This is a genomic window from Mesorhizobium sp. L-8-3 (genome assembly GCF_016756615.1).
Classification (GTDB): Bacteria; Pseudomonadota; Alphaproteobacteria; order Rhizobiales; family Rhizobiaceae.
In genome coordinates this window covers 82,258-100,900 of sequence record NZ_AP023262.1, presented here as the reverse complement: position 1 = coordinate 100,900, position 18,643 = coordinate 82,258, and the positions used below count along the sequence as shown (strand labels likewise).

The following is an 18,643-nucleotide window of genomic DNA, read 5'->3' as shown; positions in this document are numbered from 1 at the left end:
TCGCGCTGTTCACGTCGCCGGAGGCGATCCTTGCCGCGCGCGTGCTCGAAGGGGCGGGCTATCTGGTCCTCGTCATCGCCATTCCCGCGATCGCCGCCGCGGTGGCGCCGCCCGAATGGCGTGCGCCGGTCCTTGCCGTATGGGGCGGCTTCGTGCCGGTCGGTTTCGCCCTGGCCGACTTCCTCGCCGGATGGGTGCTTCCCGCCGCCGGCCCGCAGATCTACCTGCTGGCGGCCGCCATGCTCTTTGCCCTGCTGGCCGTGGTCTCGGCGACGCTGCTGGCGCGCGTCCCCGACTTTCCGGATCTGGATGCGAAGCCGGCGACCGGGCCCGCCCGTGGTTCCTTCGCGGCCACGCTGAACATCGACGTCGTCCTGGTGGCGCTCGCCTTCGGCGTCTACGTCATCCTGTCGGTCGGCTTCTTCTCCTTCATGCCGGCCTTTGTCGGCAGCGGCAATTCGGCGATCGCGCTTTCGGCCGGCACGGTGGCGCTGCTGGTGCCGCTCGGAAACCTCGCGACGACGGTGCTGGTGCGCGGCAGCGACGCGCGCTTCGCCGCTACCCTTGCCTTGGCCGGCTTCGCCGCGACGGCCGTCGCCGCCTTTCCCGCGTTCGGGAGCCAGGACGCGACGCTGGCCACCGCCGCGGCCGTGGCCGTCGCGCTCGCCGGCGGCGTCACGGCGTCGGCTTTGTTCGCCAGCGTTCCCTTCATCGTGCCGCGTGGCGGTTCGGCTTCCGTGGCGATCGGCCTGATCGCGCAGACGGGCGGCATCGCCACGGTCTTCGGTCCGCCGCTTGCCGGCCATGTCATCGACGGGCAGGGCTGGGACGGCTTCGGCTGGTTCCTGGCGGGGTCGGGCGTCGTGGGCGCGCTCTGCCTTGTGCCGCTGCTGACGAGGAGGTCGGAGCGCGGCCTTGCCGTCTGATTTCGGTGTGACGATCGGGGCAAGCCTACCAGAAACTGCCCGTCGCCACGCCTGCTGCATAGCCCACGGCGCAGGCTGCGACGAGCCCTATGGCGATGAGCCGTCCACGAGGGCCGGAAACCGAATGAAGGCCGCGCCCATCCGGCCCGGCGCCCTGCGATGGGCCGACAGCAGGGAGGGCCGGCCGCGCATCTGCGGCATTTCCGCGATCCGCGCCGAGATCGCCCGCCAGGCATCGGCGGAGGCGGTATCGGGCCTCAGGTCGAGCAGGCGCATCCGCTCGGCCACGCGCAGAACCGCGCCGCGGAAATCCGCATCGATCTCGAGATCGCGTTCCGCGCGGGCCCGCTCGATATCATCCATGAGGCCGAGCACATAATTGCCGGCCCGCCTCATCTGATCGGCTTCGCGCGGCACGCCGCCGTCACCAATGCGGAGGTTTCGTCGCCTCGTGGGCGGGCGCGGTCTGCTCTTCGAGCGCGAGAAACCGGTGCGTCAGGGCGTCCAGCTTCTTCTGCTGCCGCTCGATCACCTTCCACTGTTCGGCGATCTGCCTTGACAGTTCCTCGATGGTATTTTCCTGCTCGGCGATCCTGATTTCCAGCGTCGTCAGACGGTCCGCAGGCATTGTCATGGGAGTACTCCGAATGCCGGCCAAATAAATCCTGCCTGTCGCGGCTTCGAAATTGACAAGCAGGAGCGTATTTGTCGAGAGTGTTGGAAAAAGGCCGCGCCGATTGGCAAGGGGAAGGCGGCATGATAGGGCGTTTGACCAAATGATAAAAAATGGGAAGGCGGAGCCATCGCATGGCTGAAGCTGCGATCGAGCTTATCGGCATCAACAAGAGTTTTGGGACGGTGCATGCCAACCGGGATATCCATCTGGAGATTCCTCGCGGCACCATCCACGGCATCATCGGCGAGAACGGCGCGGGCAAGTCGACATTGATGTCGATCCTCTACGGCTTCTACCAGGCCGACAGCGGCGAGATAAAAGTGGACGGCAAGCCGACGGCCATCCGGACGCCGAACGACGCGATCGCGGTGGGCATCGGAATGGTGCATCAGCATTTCATGCTGGTGCAGAATTTCACCGTGCTGGAAAACGTCATCCTGGGCGCCGAAGGCGAGCCGCTGCTCAACAAGTCGATCGGCAAGGCGCGTTCGGAACTGAATCGGCTGGAGAAGGAATACGGTCTCGAGGTCGATCCGGACGCCATCATCGAGGAACTTCCGGTCGGCCTGCAGCAGCGCGTCGAGATCCTGAAGGCGCTTTATCGCGGCGCCGAGATCCTCATTCTCGACGAACCGACCGGGGTTCTGACGCCCGCCGAGGCGGACCATCTGTTCCGCATCCTTCAGCAGTTGAAGGAACAGGGTAAAACGGTGGTGCTGATCACCCACAAGCTGCGCGAGATCATGGCGATCACCGACAATGTGTCGGTCATGCGCCAGGGCACCATGGTCGCCACCCGCCGGACAGCCGAGACCACCGTCGAGGAACTGGCCGAGCTGATGGTCGGGCGCCGTGTGCTGCTGCGTGTCGAGAAGGGTGAAGCGAAGCCGGGCGGGGTCAAGCTCGCGGTCAAGGATCTGACAGTCAAGGATTCGCGCGGCGTCACGATGGTCAAGGACGTCTCCTTCGACATCAGGGGCGGCGAGATCGTCGGCATTGCCGGCGTTGCCGGCAACGGCCAGTCCGAGCTGATCGAGGCGATCTCGGGCATCCGCAGGGCGGTGTCCGGGTCCGTGCTCCTCGACGGCAAGCCGATCGACGTGACCGGCAATGCCGATCCCGGCGACCTGCGCGATCGCGGCCTCGCACATGTGCCGGAAGACCGCCATCATGTCGGGCTGGTCCTCGCCTTCGACGAACAGGAGAACTCGATCCTGGGCTATCATGACGATCCCAAATATCTGAAGGGGCCGTTCCTCAATGCCGAGGCGATCCTGCAGGACGCCAAGGACAAGATCGAGAAATACGACATCCGGCCGGGCAATCCGCGGCTGAAGACCGCCAATTTCTCAGGCGGCAACCAGCAGAAGATCGTGCTTGCCCGCGAGATGGAGCAGGATCCGGGCGTGCTCATCGTCGGTCAGCCGACGCGCGGCGTCGATGTCGGCGCCATCGAGTTCATCCACAAGCGCCTGATCGCCATGCGCGACCGCGGCAAGGCCGTGCTGCTGGTGTCGGTCGAACTCGACGAGATACGCTCGCTCTCCGATCGCATCCTGGTCATGTTCGACGGCCGCGTCGTCGGCGAGCGTGGACCGGACGCCACCGAAGGCGAACTCGGACTGCTGATGGCGGGCGTCGAGCATCGGGAGGCCGCGGAATGAGCACCCCCTTCTCCAAGCTGCCGGCCTGGGCCGACTACGGGCTGATCCCGCTCATCAATCTCGCCGTGGCTTTCCTTGTCGCGGGGCTGGTCGTGCTGCTGGTCGGAGAGAATCCGCTGCGCGCCGCGGGCATCCTGTTCGAAGGCGCCTTCGGCAGCGGCCAGAACATCGCCTATACGCTTTATTACGCGACCAACTTCATCTTCACCGGCCTCGCCGTCGCCGTCGCCTTCCATGCCGGTCTGTTCAACATCGGCGGCGAGGGCCAGGCCTATATCAGCGGCCTGGGCGTGGCGCTGGTGGCGCTGTCGCTGGATTCGGTCTTGCCCTGGTGGCTGACCTTCCCGCTGGCGATATTAGGCGCGGCCGCCACCGGCGCGCTGTGGGCCTTCATTCCGGCCGTGCTCCAAGCCAAGCGGGGGTCGCACATCGTTATCACCACCATCATGTTCAATTTCATTGCCGCCAGCGTGATGGTCTACATGCTGGTCGACGTGCTGAAGCCGCTCGGCTCGATGGCCCCGCAGACGCGCGATCTCCTGCCCGGCGGCCAGCTTCCCAAGATGAACTGGCTGCTTGAGGCAATGGGCATGTCGGTGCGCTCGGCCCCGCTCAACATCTCCTTCCTGCTGGCGCTCGTCATGGCGGTCTTCGTCTGGGCGTTGATCTGGCGCACCAGGCTCGGCTACGAGATCCGTACTTTCGGCTTCAGCCCCAAGGCGGCGCGCTACGCCGGCATCGGCGAAGCGAAGATCATCATCGTCACCATGATGATCTCCGGCGCGCTTGCCGGCATGATGGCGCTGAACCCGATCATGGGCGACCAGCATCGCATGGCGCTGGACTTCGTCGCGGGCGCCGGCTTCGTCGGCATCGCCGTGGCGCTGATGGGACGCTCCCATCCGGTCGGCATCGTGCCGGCCGCGATCCTGTTCGGCATGCTCTACCAGGGCGGCGCCGAACTCGCCTTCGAGATGCCCAACATCAGCCGCGACATGATCGTTATCATCCAGGGCCTGGTGATCCTCTTCGCCGGCGCGCTGGAGCACATGTTCCGTCCGGCCGTCCAGACGATCTTCGCCTCGTTCAGTCCGCGCTCCGTCGGGGTGGCGGCCGTCAAGGGGGAGGGCGTCTGACATGGATGTTCTGGTCCAACTCATCGACGCGACGATCCGTGTCTCCGTGCCCCTGCTGCTCGCCTGCCTTGCCGGTCTCTATTCGGAACGCTCGGGTGTCTTCGACATCGGCCTCGAAGGCAAGATGCTGGCAGGCGCCTTTGCGGGCGCCGCGGCAGCAGCCGTTTCCGGTTCAGCCTGGATCGGCCTTCTGGCGGCGGTCGCCGTCGCGGTCGGGCTGGCGCTGGTCCACGGCTTCGCCTCCATCACCCATCGCGGAAACCAGATCGTATCGGGCGTGGCAATCAACTTCATCGCCGCCGGTTCGACCATCATCCTGGGCCAGGCCTGGTTCCGGCAGGGCGGCCGTACGCCGGCGCTCAGCGGTCCGGCCCGCTTCGAGGCCATCACTTTGCCGGGAGCGGAGGCCCTTTCGGGTGTGCCTGTCATCGGCACGATCTATTCCGAGCTGATCTCGGGCCATTCGATCCCGGTCTATGTTGCCTTCCTGATGGTGCCTTTCACCTGGTGGGCGCTGTTCCGCACCCGTTTCGGCCTGAGGCTGCGCGCCGTCGGCGAGAACCCGGCGGCCGTCGACACGGCAGGCATATCGGTCACCTGGCTGCGTTATCGCGCTGTCATCTGCACCGGCATCCTGACCGGTCTCGCCGGCGCCTATCTCTCGGTCGCGCAGAATGCCGGCTTTGTGAAGGACATGACGGCGGGCAAGGGTTTCATCGCGCTCGCAGCCCTGATCTTCGCCAAGTGGCGGCCGGTGCCGGCGATGTTCGCCTGCCTGCTGTTCGGCTTCCTCGAGGCCGCGTCGATCCGCTTTCAGGGCATGCCCTGGCCTGGCATCGGCAAGGTGCCGGTGCAGTTGATCAACGCGCTGCCTTTCATCCTGACCGTCGTCCTGCTCGCAGGCTTCATCGGCAAGGCGATCCCGCCGCGGGCCGGCGGCGTGCCCTATGTGAAGGAACGCTGATCAATGTCGCACGACCTCTTCGAGGCGGCCACGGCCGCCATGGCCAAGGCCTATGCGCCTTATTCCAAGTTCCCCGTGGGGGCTGCGCTGCGCACCGAGGACGGTCGCATCTATGCCGGCTGCAACATCGAGGTCGCCTCCTACCCCGAAGGCTGGTGCGCCGAGACCACCGCGCTCGGCCATTATGTGATGGGCGGCGGCGGCCGGATCACCGAGATCGCCGTCGTCGCGGAGCGCATGGCGCGGATCACGCCCTGCGGCGGCTGCCGGCAGCGGCTCGCAGAGTTCGCTGATGCCGACACCAAGCTCCATCTGTGCGACGAGACCGGCATTGTCGAGACCGTCACAATTGGCGCGATGCTGCCCTATGGCTTCCAAGGCGAGGTGCTGAAATGAAGGAAGCAGTCGACAGGCTGGTCGAAAGGCTCGACGGCCTCGCGCAGACCACGGCCCTGGTGCTCGGCTCCGGCCTGGGCGGGCTGGTCGACGAGGTGGAAGGCGCCGTGCGCATTCCCTATTCGGATCTGCCCGGCTTCCCTGCGAGCGGGGTCACCGGCCATGCCGGCACGGTGGTCGCCGGACATTTCGCAGGCCGGCCGATCCTGATGCTTGCCGGGCGCGCGCATTATTACGAGCATGCCAATGCCGCGGCCATGCGGCCGGCGCTGGAGGTGCTCCAGGGCATCGGAATAGAGAAGCTGCTGCTCACCAACGCGGCCGGCTCGGTCGATCCGGACATGCCTCCGGGTTCGATCATGCTCCTGACCGACCACATAAACTTCTCCGGCTCGAACCCGCTGTTCGGCGAGCCGACCGACCGGCGTTTCGTCGGCATGACCGAGGCCTATGACAAGGACATCCGCGCCGCCTTCGAGAAGGCGGCCGAAGCGACCGGCACCAGGTTGCACAAGGGCGTCTATATGTGGTTCTCCGGGCCGTCCTTCGAGACGCCGGCGGAGATCCGCATGGCGCGGGTCCTGGGCGCCAACGCCGTCGGCATGTCGACCGTGCCGGAGGTGATCCTCGCCCGCTTCCTGGGGCTGAGGGTCGCCGCCTGCTCGGTCATCACCAATCTCGCCGCCGGCATGACCGGGGCGGAGCTGTCGCATCAGGAGACCAAGGACGTGGCCCCGCTCGGCGGCGCCCGGCTGGCGACGGTGCTGCGCCGGATGTTCGCCGACGGCATGCTGGACTGACGACGTGGCCCCCCTCACCCCCCTCTGGCCTGCCGGCCATCTCCCCCTCAAGGGGGGAGATCGGACTGCATCGGCGTTTTCGCCAATCTGCGACGCGGCAGAACAGTCGATGCCGTCGAAGCTCCCAATCTCCCCCCTTGAGGGGGAGATGGCCGGCAGGGGTAGCCGCGCATGTGCAGCCGCGCGAGTGCGACACTGACATGCTGCCGCAGGAAATTATCCGCAAGAAGCGTGACGGGCTGAAGCTTTCCGCCGAGGAGATCGCTGAATTCGTCGCCGGCATCGCGCCGGGACGGATCTCCGAGGGCCAGGTCGCAGCACTCGCCATGGCCGTCTTCTTCAACGGAATGAGCCGGGACGAGGCGGTTGCCCTGACGCTCGCCATGCGCGATTCCGGCGAGGTGCTCGACTGGTCGGACCTGCCGGGGCCCGTCACCGACAAGCACTCGACCGGCGGCGTCGGCGACAATGTCTCGCTGATGCTGGCGCCGATCGTGGCGGCTTGCGGCGCCTATGTGCCGATGATCTCCGGCCGGGGGCTCGGCCATACCGGCGGCACGCTGGACAAGATGGATTCCATCCCCGGCTATGTCAGCCAGCCCGACAGCAGCTTGTTCCGCAAGGTCGTGCTCAGCGCCGGCTGCGCCATCATCGGCCAGACAGCCGATCTCGCGCCTGCCGACAAGCGTTTCTACGGCATCCGTGACGTGACGGCGACGGTGGAATCCGTGCCGCTGATCACCGCCTCGATCCTGTCGAAGAAACTCGCGGCGGGGCTGCAGTCGCTGGTGCTGGATGTGAAGCTCGGCAACGGCGCCTTCATGGCGCGGTCGCGTGACGCGACGGCCCTGGCGACCAGCCTGGTCGAAGTGGCGAACGGGGCCGGGTTGAAGACGACGGCCCTGATATCAGGCATGAACGAGCCGCTCGCCTCGGCGGCCGGCAACGCGGTCGAGGTGCAGAACGCGGTCGACTTCCTGACCGGCCGGGCCCGCGACCGCAGGCTGCTCGACGTGACACTTGCGCTCGCCGCCGAAATGCTCTGCTCTGCCGGGCTGGCGTCGTCCAGCAAGGAGGCCTTGGCCCGAGCGAAACAGGCGCTCGACGGCGGACGTGCGGCCGAGATCTTCGGCAGGATGGTCTCCGATCTCGGCGGGCCAGCCGACTTCGTCGAGAAGACGGGAAAGTATCTCCGGAAAGCCAATGTGGAACTCGCGGTGACTTCAGGCCGCGGCGGTTTCGTGACAGGCGTGGCGACCCGTGAGATCGGTCTTGCCGTGGTGGCGCTCGGCGGCGGCCGGACAAAACCCGAGGACGCCGTAGATCATAGCGTGGGCGTCGCGCGCCTGCTTCCCATCGGGGCGGAAGTGCGGACGGGCGAAGCGCTCGCTATCGTCCATGCCCGATCGCAGGGCGAGGCGGAGCGGGCCGCCGCGCTGGTCGCCGACGCCTATGAGATCGGGCAAAACAAGCCGCCAGCGCAGAAGGCGGTGATCCGCCGGGTGGCGGAGCGGGAGTAGCCTCGCATACGGGGCCTTTCGCACCAACTCTCCGGCGTCCGCGACTACCCCTCATCCGACCTCGCTGCGCGAGGCCACCTTCTCCCACAAGGGGAGAAGGGAGCGCCTGCAGGAGCGCAGCGGCCAATCGTCCACAGTGGTGATTTGCAGAGCCGGCAAAGCTAGGCTCCGACCTTCTCCCCTTGTGGGAGAAGGTGGCCTCGCGCAGCGAGGTCGGATGAGGGATAATGTAGCGCCGCGACATTTCGCGGGGGAGGCGAACTTGCCTACATGTCCACGTGCCTGGAAGGCCTTACTGCACCATCACCAGCGCGCCGTCCTTCACTTCGAAGCCGGCGAGGCGTTTCAGGAAGCTCATGCCGATCAGCGTTCCGTCGAGCGCCTTGTCTTCCAGCACGACGGCCTGGACGTCCTCGACATAGATGCGGCCGATCTGCAGCCGGTCGATGTTGGCCGACGCGGCCTTGGCCATGCCGTTGGCCGTTTCGACCCTGTATTTGAAATCCTCCTGGCGAAGCGTGACGCCGATGCGCCGCGCCGTCGAGGCGTTGATGGCGACCATCGTCGCGCCGGTATCGACGAGCGCCGGCAACGGACGGCCGTTGAGCCTGAAGTCGGCGATGAAGTGGCCGCGCTCGTCGGCATCGAGGCGCACCTTCTTGCCGAACAGGGCCGCCGTCGGCGCTTTCCTGGTCGCTTCGGCCGGAATCGCGGAGACCTGCAAGCGATCGGGCTCCTGGCGGCGCAGCACCTGGCCCAGCATCGCGTCGAAGCGTTCCGGGTTGGTTTGATAGATCGTGGGGATTGCAGCCGAGACACCGGCCGAGAGCCCGACGATGATGAATTTGCGCAGCATGGTCCTGCCCCGATTGTCGGGAGGACGCTAGGCGCTATCCGGTATGCGGCCTCTTAATGACCGCTCACGGCCAAGCCCGCCGGGCCGGAAAATCCGCAGCGGCGTTAATATTCGATGAAGAGGCTACTTCGTCCCGTACATGCGGTCGCCGGCATCACCGAGACCGGGCACAATATAACCCTTCTCGTTGAGGCGATCGTCGATCGCCGCCGTGAAGACGGGCACATCGGGATGGGCCTTGGTGAACCGCTCGATGCCTTCGGGAGCTGCAAGCAGGCACAGATAACGCAGGTTGGTCGCGCCCCGGCCCTTCAACTTGTCGATTGCGGCGATGGCCGAATTGGCGGTTGCCAGCATCGGATCGACCACGATCACCAGCCGGTCGCCCAGGTCGCTCGGCGCCTTGAAGAAATATTCGACAGCCTCCAGCGTGTCGTGGTCGCGATAGAGGCCGATATGGGCGACGCGCGCGGCAGGGACGAGATCGAGAAGCCCTTCGAGCAGCCCGTTACCGGCCCGTAGCACCGAAGCGAAGACCAGCTTCTTGCCTTCCAGCGTCGGCGCTTCCATCGTCTGCAGCGGCGTCTCGATCGTCGTGGTCGTCAGTTCGAGATCGCGCGTCACCTCATAGCCGAGCAACAGCGAGATCTCGCGCAGCAGCCGCCGGAAGCCGGCCGTCGACGTTTCCGTGTTCCGCATGATCGTCAGCTTGTGCTGGACAAGCGGGTGGTCGACGACGGTGACGCCTTTCATAGGTTCTTCTCCCGCAAATGTGGTTTGAACCGGATACTACCGGCTCGTGGCCGGCCAAGGAACGCCGGAGTTCCGCGAACCACAGTTTTGTCGGTGCCCCTTCCGCCGCATCTCAACGCATGCGTGCCGGCTCGGCGAGCCTGGCGAGCAGCGCCGCCTTGGTCTTCTTGTCGACGAAAGCCGCCTCGATCGCGGTGCGCGTTATCGCCGTCAGCGCCTTGTCGTCCAGTCCGAAATGCTCGCGCGCCACATCGTATTCGCGCTTGAGCGTCGTCCAGAAATAGGGCGGATCGTCGGAATTGAGCGTCACCTTGCATCCCGCCTCCCTGAGCTTCACGAAGGGATGGCTGCCGAAACTGTCGAATACCCTCAACTCGATGTTGGAAACCGGACAGCATTCGAGCACCACGCCTTCGTCGGCGATGCGCTTGACGAGATCGGGGTTCTCGATCGCCCGCACCCCGTGCCCGATGCGGGACGGCCTTATGTGGTCGAGCGCCAGGGCGACGCTTTCCCAGCCGCCGAATTCGCCGGCGTGGATGGTGATGCCGAGGCCGGCTTCGCGGGCGATCTCGAAGGCACGGACGTAATCCTCCATGTCGCCCTGGCGCTCGTCGCCGGCCACGCCGAAACCCGTCACCAGCGGATGGCCGCACTTGGCGGCGAAGCGCGCCGCGGCCTCGATCGATTCGACGCCGACATGGCGCACGCCGGTGACGATCATGCGGCCCTCGATGCCGGTCTTGGCCTTGGCGCGCTCCATGCCCTCCCCGAGCGCGCCGGTGTAGGCAGCGGGCGACAGCCCGGCCTTGATCGCATGGTCGGGCGAGGTGAAGACCTCGGAATAGATCGCGCCGTCGCGGGCGAGGCTGGTGAGATAGTGCTCCGCAAGGCGAGCGTAGTCCTCCTCGGTCCGGAAGAGGTCGGCTGCGAAATCGTAGGCCGCCAGGAAGGAGGTGAAGTCGTGCCAGACGAAGGACCCTTCGTGGATGAAGGGCGTGGTGTCGGCGTTGTATTTGCGGGCCTGCGCAATCACGAGATCGGGCGCTGCCGCACCTTCGATGTGGCAGTGGAGCTCCGCTTTCAATGGCATGCGTGTCCCCTTGATGCAGTCCCTGAGCGCGGTCGTTCGCCGCGTCTTAAACAATAGCGCCCGATAGCCCGATCGGCTATGGTCCGGCCGAAACTGCCTGGAACACAAAAATGTCAGAACAGAGGACGACCGCCACGGGCGGCATGGAAACATCCTACGGATTCAGGGATGTCGCCACCGGCGAGAAGCAGCCGTTGGTGAACGAGGTGTTCCACCGCGTCGCCAACCGCTACGACCTCATGAATGACCTGATGTCGGCCGGCATGCACAGGCTGTGGAAGGACGCCATGGTCGCCTGGCTGAATCCGCCGAAACGGCAGGGCTGGAAGGTGCTCGACGTTGCCGGCGGCACCGGCGACATCGCCTTCCGCATCGTCGATGCCTCGCACGGCCTTGCCCATGCGACCGTGCTCGATATCAATGGCTCGATGCTGGAGGTCGGCCGCGAGCGCGCCGCGCGGCGCCGCCTGGAGGCGAATATCGATTTCGTCGAGGCCAATGCGGAAGAACTGCCTTTCGCCGACGACACTTTCGACGCCTATACTATCGCCTTCGGTATCCGCAACGTGCCGCGCATCGAGACGGCGCTGGCCGAAGCCTGGCGTGTGCTGAAGCCGGGCGGCCGCTTCCTCTGCCTCGAATTCTCCGAGGTCGACATGCCGCTGCTGGACAAGGCCTACGAGGCCTGGTCCTTCAACGCGATCCCCCGCATCGGTCGTCTCGTCGCCGGTGATGGCGAGCCCTATGCGTATCTCGTCGAATCGATCCGCAAGTTTCCGAACCAGGAGAATTTCGCGGCGATGATCCGGCGCGCCGGCTTCGATCGCGTCACCTTCCGCAACTATTCGGGCGGCATCGCAGCGCTGCATTCCGGCTGGAAGCTTTGACGGGCCGGATCGGATGAGCACCGCAGGCGCCTATTTCCGGCTGGCCCGGGCCGGCTGGATCATGGTTCGCGAGGGTGTGGTCGCCGCGCTTCCCGGCGATCAGCTCGTCGGCGCGCCGAAATTCGCGTGGCGCGTCGCGCGGCTGTTCACCCGACGCCGCGCGAAGGGCAAGCAACGCTCAGAGCGGCTGTCGGAAGCGGTCGAGCGGCTCGGACCCTCCTATGTCAAGCTCGGCCAGTTCCTGGCGACGCGCCCCGACGTGGTGGGCGCCGACATCGCGGCGGATCTGGTGCTGCTGCAGGACCGCATGGAGACCTTCCCCAAGGAGCAGGCGATCGCGACGATCGAAGGCTCGCTCGGACGGCCTGCCCGCGAGCTATACGTGAGCCTGGCGGAGCCTTCCGCGGCAGCCTCGATCGCTCAGGTGCACGAGGCGGAGGTCGAGCGCGACGGCGCCATCACCAAGGTCGCGGTCAAGGTCATCCGGCCCGGCGTGCGCCGTCGCTTCTTCCAGGATCTCGAAGCCTATTTCCTGGCGGCCCGCCTCCAGGAGAAATACATCCCGTCCACCCGCCGGCTGCGGCCGGTGCAGGTCACCGAGACACTCGCCCAGACGACGAAGCTCGAGATGGATATGAGGCTCGAGGCCGCCGCTTTGTCCGAGCTCGCGGAGAACACGAAGGACGATCCCGGCTTCCGCGTGCCTGCTGTCGACTGGGAACGCACCGGGCGCGACGTGCTCACACTGGAATGGATCGACGGCATCAAGCTGAACGATCTCGAGGGGCTGCGCGCATCCGGCCACGACATGAAGGCGCTGGCGGCGCATCTCGTCCAGTCTTTCCTGCGACACACGCTTCGCGACGGCTTCTTTCACGCCGACATGCATCCCGGCAACATGTTCGTCGATGCCGAGGGGACGATCGTCGCTGTCGATCTCGGCATTTCCGGACGGCTCGGCAAGAAGGAGCGTCGCTTCCTCGCGGAGATCCTCTACGGCTTCATCACGCGCGACTACCGGCGTGTGGCGGACGTGCATTTCGAGGCCGGCTACGTGCCGCCCAAGCATGATGCGGCGGCGTTCGCCCAGGCGATTCGCGCCATCGGCGAGCCGATCCACGGACAGCCGGCCGAGACCATCTCCATGGCCAAGCTGCTGACGCTGCTGTTCGAAGTGACGGAACTGTTCGACATGGAGACGCGGCCCGAGCTGATTCTCCTCCAGAAGACCATGGTGGTCGTGGAAGGGGTGGCGCGCACGCTCGACCCGGCCTTCAACATGTGGAAGACGTCGGAGCCGGTGGTCGGCCGCTGGATCGCAGAGAATCTGGGGCCGCGCGGCATGCTGAGCGATGCGCGCGAGGGCGTCGGCGCGCTCCTGTCGCTCGCCCGCCAGGCGCCGGAACTCGCCGCCCGCACCGATCGCCTGGCGCGCGAGATCGATGCCATGGCGGAAAACGGCTTGCGTTTCGATGAGGCGACGGCCAAGGCCATCGGCAAGGCGGAGGCGCGCCACACGCGCTCCGGCCGCATCGCCCTGTGGGTGATGGCGCTGACGCTGGTCTACATCGCCTGGCAGGTGTCCTGACAAAGCAGCTTTGACTGCATTGCAATCAGTGCATACATTGCAATCGATCCATTGCAGAGGGCGCTTGCGATGGCCTCGCTCACGATCCGCAACCTTGAAAACGACACCAGGCAGATCTTGCGGTTGCGCGCCGCGCGTCATGGAAACTCGCTCGAGGAAGAGGTGCGTATGATCTTGCGCCGCGTGGCGTCCGAGGAGGAGCGGCCGGGACGAAAGCATGGCAATCTGTACGACGCCATCCGCGAACTCGTTGAACCGCATGGCGGCTTCGACCTGGAGATTCCCGAGCGCTCGCTTCCGTCGCGCGATCCTCCGACCGAGCATGATCCTGCTGCTGTCAGGAGCGAGAGCTTCATGGACTCCGTCAATCGCCTCAAGGCGAAATATGGCACAGTCGAGCTCGATATCCCGCCACGCAGCCGGGCGGTCACAGAGCCGGCCATATCGGGATCGGATGCCGGCTGATGTTGTTGGAAAGAGGCGAGCCATGGGCAGTTTGACCATCCGCAATCTTGACGATGTCGTGAAGCAGAAGCTGCGCGAGCGCGCTGCCGCTCGCGGCGTTTCGATGGAGCAGGAAGTCCGGGATACCTTGGCAAGAAGCGTCACTGACGACGGCAAACGGAGGCGAAAGCCGACGATCGAGGAAATGACGCGTTTGGGCGTCAAGCCCCCACAGCCCTTCGATCTCAAAAAACTCACGGATGAGATGTGGGACGAAGGCCTGTTGTGATCACCTTCGCCGTCGATACGTCAGCCTTGATCGCGGTGCTCAACGACGAGCCAGACGTAATGCTCTACAAGCAGGCCTTTCATCAAGCCGACGCCTTGTTTCTCAGCACTGCAACGTTGCTTGAAGCGGCTTGCGTTGTCTCCCGAAGGCGACTGGACGAAGGGCGCAGGCGCCTGGACGTTCTCATCGAGAGCCTTTCACCTGATATCGTCCCCTTCGACCTCGATCAGTTGGCTGTCGCCAAGGCTGCCTATTTTCGCTTCGGGCGTGGCACGGGCCATCCGGCCGACCTGAATATGGGGGACTGTTTCGCTTATGCTCTCGCCAAGACCCGACGGTTGCCGCTACTTTTCAAGGGCAACGATTTCATTCACGCTGATGTCGAGCCGGCATTGAAGCCCGCATGAGATGGGACCATGACCCTTTCGGGCAAACGCATTCTCCTCATTATCGGTGGCGGCATCGCGGCCTATAAGAGCCTGGACCTGATCCGGCGCCTGCGCGAGCGCGGGGCGTCGGTGCGCTGCGTGATGACGGCGGCGGCCCAGCAATTCGTGACCCCACTTGCCGCCGGCGCACTGTCGGCCGACCATGTCTTCACCGATCTGTTCGACCGGCAGGACGAGCAGGACGTCGGCCACATCAGGCTGTCACGCGAGGCTGATCTGCTGGTCGTCGCCCCCGCGACCGCCGACCTGATGGGCAAGCTCGCCAACGGCCTCGCCGACGACCTCGCCTCGGCGGTTCTGCTGGCGACCGACAAGCAGGTCTTGATGGCGCCGGCGATGAATCCGCGCATGTGGTCGCATCCGGCCACCCGCCGCAACCGTGCGACGCTGGAGAAGGATGGCGTCGCCTTCGTCGGACCCAACAAGGGCGAGATGGCCGAGGCGACGGAGGCGGGCGAAGGCCGCATGGCCGAGCCGCTGGAGATCGTGGCCGCCGTCGAGGCGATCCTCGGGCCGGTGCCGGAAAAGCCCTTGGCCGGCAAGAAGATCATCGTGACCTCGGGTCCGACCCACGAGCCGATCGATCCGGTGCGCTATATAGCCAACCGCTCGTCCGGCAAGCAGGGCCATGCCATTGCCGCCGCGCTTGCCGCGCTTGGCGCCGATGTCCGGCTGGTCTCCGGGCCTGTGACGCTGGCCGATCCAGCCGGCGTGACGACACAGCATGTCGAGAGCGCAAGGCAGATGCGCGATGCGGTCGAGGCGCTGCTTCCTGCCCATGCCGCCGTCTTCGTCGCGGCGGTTGCCGACTGGCGCACCGAGACGTCGGCCGGCGAGAAGATCAAGAAGGTCGCGGGCGAGGGGCCGCCTGTGCTCAAAATGGTCGAGAACCCCGACATACTGGCCGGTATCGGCCATCATAGCAGCCGGCCCGGCCTCGTCGTAGGCTTCGCGGCGGAAACGCAGGACGTGCTGCGCAATGCCGAAGCGAAGCTGAAGAAGAAGGGCGCGGATGTCATCGTCGCCAACGACGTCTCGCACGGGGAGGACGGCGCCGGAGTGATGGGCGGCGACCGCAACCGGGTCAAGATCGTCTCGAAATCAGGCGTCGAGGAGTGGTCCGAAATGACCAAGCAGGAGGTGGCGACACGCCTCGCCGCCCTGATCGCCGAGAGGCTGGTCAGGTCCTGATCTGATCGTTCTCACGCAATTCCGCATGCAAGGCTGTTGCGCATTCGCCGGGATTGCCCAGGGCAGCACCAGACAAAGAGCCCCCGATGCCCACCATCATTCCGACGCTGGAAACGGATCGCCTGATCCTGCGCGCTCATCGGCCCGATGATTTCGACGCCCATGCCCGGATGTGGAGCGACCCCGATGTCACCCGCTTTATCGGCGGAACGCCGTTTCCGCGGGATCAGGCCTGGGTCCGCTTCCTGAGGATCGCCGGCATGTGGCAGGTCATGGGCTTCGGCTTCTGGGCGGTCGAGAAGAAGGCGAGCGGGGAACTGCTCGGCGAAGTCGGCTTCCACGAATTGCGGCGCGACCTCAAGCCGAGCCTCGAAGGCACGCTCGAAGCCGGATGGGCCCTTCGTCCGGCGGCGCATGGGAAAGGCTTCGCGACCGAAGCCGTCGGCGCGGCATTGGTTTGGGGCGGGGACAATTTCCCTGATAAGCGCATCACCTGCATGATCGATCCCGAAAACACCGCCTCATTGCGCGTGGCGGAGAAGCTCGGCTTTCGCGAATTTGCCCGGACGGAGTTCCACGGCGGGCCGATCATCCTGCTGGAGCGGTAGGGACTGTTGGAACGGTAGAATTTTCACCCCAAAGCCGTGGCGCCGGTACCTTGACCGTTGGTGCCTGCCCCTCATCCGCCTGCCGGCACCTTCTCCCCGTGAACGCTAGGGTCTGTCGACATTCGTGGCCGCCGCGATTCCGGAAGCGGTCGAAATTTGATTCAAGGCTGAAAAATGGAGATCGGCCTTGATTCGGATGGTGCTGACTGACGCACAGTGGGAACGCCTGGCACCCCTTGTTCCTGGGAAGGAAGGGGACCCCGGCCGCTCCGGCGAGGATAATCGGCTTTTCGTAGAAGCGGTGCTGTGGCTTGTTCGGGCTGGCGCGCCGTGGCGCGATCTGCCGCCAGAGTTCGGCAAATGGTCCTCGGTATGGAAGCGCTTTCGGCGTTGGGCCGAGAAAGGCGTTTTCGAGCGGATATTCGTTGAACCGTCGGGAGATCTCGATTTCGAGTACGCGCTCATCGACGGCACCATCGTCAAGGTCCACCGGCACGGGACCGGCGCAAAAGGGGGACTCAAAATCAGGCCATCGGCAAATCGCGCGGCGGCCTGACCACCAAAATCGTGGCGCTCGTCGATGCGCTCGGCAATCTCGCCCGCTTCATCCTGCTGCCTGGCCAACGCCACGACAGCATCGGCGTCAAGCCGCTGCTTGACGGCGTCGCGCTTGGCGCGCTCCTCGGCGACAAAGCCTTCGACAGCGACTGGCTGCGTCTCGAACTCGACCAGCGCGGCGCTCTGGCGGTCATCCCGCCAATGGCCAGCCGCGCTAAAAACATTCCCTATGACGAAGAGATGTACAAATGGCGCCATCTGGTCGAAAACTTCTTCCAGAAGATCAAGGAATTCCGGCGCGTCGCCACACGCTACGACAAAACCGACACCAGTTACCGGGCCACCGTTCATCTCGTCGCAACCGTCCTCGCCGTCAGGTGAATGTCGACAGACCCTAGGGCATATACACATCTCTTCTGCAAGGGACGCGGCCTGCTGCAACGCCTCGTCGACCACCGCGCTCCCTGGAGCACCCCTCATCCGACCCAGCCAGTATTTCGGCTCGACTGTCGAGCCCGTCATCACCGCCGGAGCCGAAATACTGTCTGGGCCACCTTCTCCCACAAGGGGAGAAGGCAGGATTGCAGAGGCGTTGCCGCCAACCTTCAACGTCGGCGATTTGCGGAACCGTCGAAGCCAAGCTCTCCCTTCTCCCCTTGTGGGAGAAGGTGGCCCAGACTGTATTTCGGCCCCTACGATCGTGCTGGGCTCAAGGGTGACGCCGAAATACAGGCTGGGTCGGATGAGGGGTGCTCCAGGGAGCGCGGCGGTCGACCAAAACGGGCAAAGGACGAGACCAGGTAACGGTTGGGCTCGAGAGATGTGTATATGCCCTAGCCCGTGAACGGGGAGAAGATCAATGTCTTCAAGGGTTTCGCCAATCTTCGACGTCGCAGAATGAGGGCTGCCATAGCGGCCGGCCGTCTTCTCCCCGTCCATGACGGGGAGAAGGTGCCGGCAGGCGGATGAGGGGCCAGCGCCAACGGTCAAGACCGGTCTGGGTGGCACTGCAGCAGCCCCGAGCCGCCTCAGGCCGTCGGCTGCTTGGTCTTCCTCAGATACGGCAGGATTGTCTCGAAGGCACCGAAGCGCTTGATGGCGTCCTCGTTCGATACCGCCGCGGTGATGATCACGTCCTCGCCCTGTTTCCAGTTGGCAGGTGTCGCGACCTGGTGCTTGGCCGTGAGCTGGATCGAATCGATCGCCCGCAGGATCTCGTCGAAGTTTCGGCCGGTGGTCATCGGATAGGTGAGCACCAGCTTGATCTTCTTGTCGGGGCCGATCACATAGACCGAGCGCACGGTGGCATTGTCTGCAGGTGTGCGGCCGGCGGCGCTGTCGCCGGCGTCGGCGGGCAGCATATCGTAGAGCTTTGCCACCTTGAGATCGCGGTCGCCGATCAGCGGATAGTCGACCGCCTGGCCGGTGGCCTTGCGGATATCGTCCTTCCATCTGTTGTGGTCCTCGACCGGATCGACGGAGATGCCGATGATCTTTGCGCCGCGTTTCGTGAACTCGCCCTCCAACCCGGCCATGGTTCCGAGTTCGGTGGTGCAGACCGGCGTGAAGTTCTTCGGATGCGAGAACAGCACGGCCCAGCCGTCCCCGATCCATTCGTGGAAGTTGATCGTGCCGTGCGTCGTCTCGGCGGTAAAGTCGGGTGCAGTGTCGTTGATGCGAAGGCCCATCGCCATTCTCCCTTGTGACCGTGCGGAATTTTTCTGCATCATAGCGCAAATCCAGCCGGTTTCGAGAACGAAGCGGGCGTAAATCGCCTCGCGATAAGATAGTGCTGGCGTGTTTCCCGTTTATCGCGAAATATCGTTCCCACAACCACTGGCGCGG

The 18,643-nt window shown here is 65.1% G+C and carries 21 protein-coding genes; 15 read left to right on the top strand and 6 right to left on the bottom strand.

The annotated features are described in order from the left end of the window. Window positions 1–5 precede the first annotated feature (5 nt). Window positions 6–926 (top strand): MFS transporter, encoded by a 921-nt coding sequence (locus JN302_RS00475; RefSeq protein ID WP_342215998.1) that lies wholly within the window; start codon window positions 6–8, stop codon window positions 924–926. Window positions 927–1,013: 87 nt separating this feature from the next. On the opposite strand, the gene JN302_RS00470 is transcribed toward JN302_RS00475, so the two are convergent. Both JN302_RS00470 and JN302_RS00465 read right to left on the bottom strand, forming a co-directional pair. Continuing rightward, window positions 1,014–1,343: a hypothetical protein gene (locus tag JN302_RS00470; RefSeq protein WP_244846142.1), complete on the bottom strand. Its 330-nt coding sequence runs from the start codon at window positions 1,341–1,343 to the stop codon at window positions 1,014–1,016. 7 nt (window positions 1,344–1,350) lie between these two features. Further along, on the bottom strand, window positions 1,351–1,560 hold the full coding sequence (locus tag JN302_RS00465) for a SlyX family protein (RefSeq protein WP_202331221.1): 210 nt from the start codon (window positions 1,558–1,560) through the stop codon (window positions 1,351–1,353). A gap of 173 nt (window positions 1,561–1,733) precedes the next feature. Here JN302_RS00465 and JN302_RS00460 point away from each other — a divergent pair, with 173 nt between their 5' ends. The 6 genes from JN302_RS00460 (at window position 1,734) to deoA (ending at window position 8,082) form a co-directional block, all read left to right on the top strand. After that, entirely contained in the window at window positions 1,734–3,266 is a 1,533-nt protein-coding gene (locus JN302_RS00460) for an ABC transporter ATP-binding protein (protein WP_202331220.1), read from the top strand. Next, window positions 3,263–4,402 carry an ABC transporter permease gene (locus JN302_RS00455; protein WP_202331219.1) on the top strand — a complete coding sequence of 380 codons (1,140 nt, stop codon included), beginning with the start codon at window positions 3,263–3,265 and terminating at the stop codon, window positions 4,400–4,402. Before JN302_RS00460 ends, JN302_RS00455 begins: the two co-directional genes overlap by 4 nt. A gap of 1 nt (window position 4,403) precedes the next feature. Continuing rightward, window positions 4,404–5,366 carry an ABC transporter permease gene (locus JN302_RS00450; RefSeq protein WP_202309589.1) on the top strand — a complete coding sequence of 321 codons (963 nt, stop codon included), beginning with the start codon at window positions 4,404–4,406 and terminating at the stop codon, window positions 5,364–5,366. A gap of 3 nt (window positions 5,367–5,369) precedes the next feature. Beyond that, window positions 5,370–5,762: a cytidine deaminase gene (locus tag JN302_RS00445; protein WP_202309588.1), complete on the top strand. Its 393-nt coding sequence runs from the start codon at window positions 5,370–5,372 to the stop codon at window positions 5,760–5,762. Further along, on the top strand, window positions 5,759–6,562 hold the full coding sequence (locus JN302_RS00440) for a purine-nucleoside phosphorylase (protein ID WP_202309587.1): 804 nt from the start codon (window positions 5,759–5,761) through the stop codon (window positions 6,560–6,562). The genes JN302_RS00445 and JN302_RS00440 overlap by 4 nt, the downstream gene beginning before the upstream one ends. Before the next feature lie 200 nt (window positions 6,563–6,762). After that, the gene (gene deoA, locus JN302_RS00435; RefSeq protein ID WP_202309586.1) at window positions 6,763–8,082 is read left to right on the top strand and encodes a thymidine phosphorylase; all 1,320 of its coding nucleotides are present in this window, start codon (window positions 6,763–6,765) and stop codon (window positions 8,080–8,082) included. Between the two features lie 292 nt (window positions 8,083–8,374). Here the strand turns inward: deoA and JN302_RS00430 are convergent, their stop codons facing one another. The 3 genes from JN302_RS00430 to JN302_RS00420 all read right to left on the bottom strand — a co-directional run bounded on the left by JN302_RS00430 (window position 8,375) and on the right by JN302_RS00420 (window position 10,784). After that, the gene (locus JN302_RS00430) at window positions 8,375–8,938 is read right to left on the bottom strand and encodes a TIGR02281 family clan AA aspartic protease (protein ID WP_202309585.1); all 564 of its coding nucleotides are present in this window, start codon (window positions 8,936–8,938) and stop codon (window positions 8,375–8,377) included. Between the two features lie 123 nt (window positions 8,939–9,061). Continuing rightward, window positions 9,062–9,691 carry a uracil phosphoribosyltransferase gene (upp, locus tag JN302_RS00425; RefSeq protein ID WP_202331218.1) on the bottom strand — a complete coding sequence of 210 codons (630 nt, stop codon included), beginning with the start codon at window positions 9,689–9,691 and terminating at the stop codon, window positions 9,062–9,064. Between the two features lie 112 nt (window positions 9,692–9,803). Then, window positions 9,804–10,784 carry an adenosine deaminase gene (locus JN302_RS00420; RefSeq protein ID WP_202309583.1) on the bottom strand — a complete coding sequence of 327 codons (981 nt, stop codon included), beginning with the start codon at window positions 10,782–10,784 and terminating at the stop codon, window positions 9,804–9,806. Between the two features lie 110 nt (window positions 10,785–10,894). Between JN302_RS00420 and ubiE the strand changes: the two genes are divergently transcribed. The 8 genes from ubiE (at window position 10,895) to JN302_RS00380 (ending at window position 17,179) form a co-directional block, all read left to right on the top strand. Next, entirely contained in the window at window positions 10,895–11,671 is a 777-nt protein-coding gene (gene ubiE / locus JN302_RS00415) for a bifunctional demethylmenaquinone methyltransferase/2-methoxy-6-polyprenyl-1,4-benzoquinol methylase UbiE (RefSeq protein ID WP_202309582.1), read from the top strand. A 13-nt stretch (window positions 11,672–11,684) separates the two neighbouring features. Further along, entirely contained in the window at window positions 11,685–13,259 is a 1,575-nt protein-coding gene (ubiB, locus tag JN302_RS00410; protein ID WP_202331217.1) for a 2-polyprenylphenol 6-hydroxylase, read from the top strand. A gap of 69 nt (window positions 13,260–13,328) precedes the next feature. Continuing rightward, a complete protein-coding gene (locus JN302_RS39735) occupies window positions 13,329–13,724 on the top strand; it encodes a FitA-like ribbon-helix-helix domain-containing protein (RefSeq protein WP_342215904.1) in 396 nt (131 codons plus the stop codon). Between the two features lie 22 nt (window positions 13,725–13,746). After that, window positions 13,747–13,992 carry a FitA-like ribbon-helix-helix domain-containing protein gene (locus JN302_RS00400; protein ID WP_202331216.1) on the top strand — a complete coding sequence of 82 codons (246 nt, stop codon included), beginning with the start codon at window positions 13,747–13,749 and terminating at the stop codon, window positions 13,990–13,992. After that, window positions 13,989–14,399 carry a type II toxin-antitoxin system VapC family toxin gene (locus JN302_RS00395; RefSeq protein WP_202309579.1) on the top strand — a complete coding sequence of 137 codons (411 nt, stop codon included), beginning with the start codon at window positions 13,989–13,991 and terminating at the stop codon, window positions 14,397–14,399. The genes JN302_RS00400 and JN302_RS00395 overlap by 4 nt, the downstream gene beginning before the upstream one ends. A gap of 9 nt (window positions 14,400–14,408) precedes the next feature. Next, complete coding sequence (gene coaBC / locus JN302_RS00390; protein ID WP_202331215.1) at window positions 14,409–15,632, top strand: bifunctional phosphopantothenoylcysteine decarboxylase/phosphopantothenate--cysteine ligase CoaBC; 1,224 nt, start codon at window positions 14,409–14,411, stop codon at window positions 15,630–15,632. 86 nt (window positions 15,633–15,718) lie between these two features. Then, entirely contained in the window at window positions 15,719–16,240 is a 522-nt protein-coding gene (locus tag JN302_RS00385) for a GNAT family N-acetyltransferase (RefSeq protein ID WP_202331214.1), read from the top strand. A 187-nt stretch (window positions 16,241–16,427) separates the two neighbouring features. Continuing rightward, a protein-coding gene (locus JN302_RS00380; RefSeq protein WP_202331213.1) for an IS5 family transposase occupies window positions 16,428–17,179 on the top strand; the annotation gives its coding sequence in 2 pieces (ribosomal slippage) (window positions 16,428–16,758 and window positions 16,758–17,179; 753 coding nt in all). Between the two features lie 647 nt (window positions 17,180–17,826). Here the strand turns inward: JN302_RS00380 and JN302_RS00375 are convergent. Next, window positions 17,827–18,486 carry a peroxiredoxin gene (locus tag JN302_RS00375; protein ID WP_202309576.1) on the bottom strand — a complete coding sequence of 220 codons (660 nt, stop codon included), beginning with the start codon at window positions 18,484–18,486 and terminating at the stop codon, window positions 17,827–17,829. Window positions 18,487–18,643 lie beyond the last annotated feature (157 nt).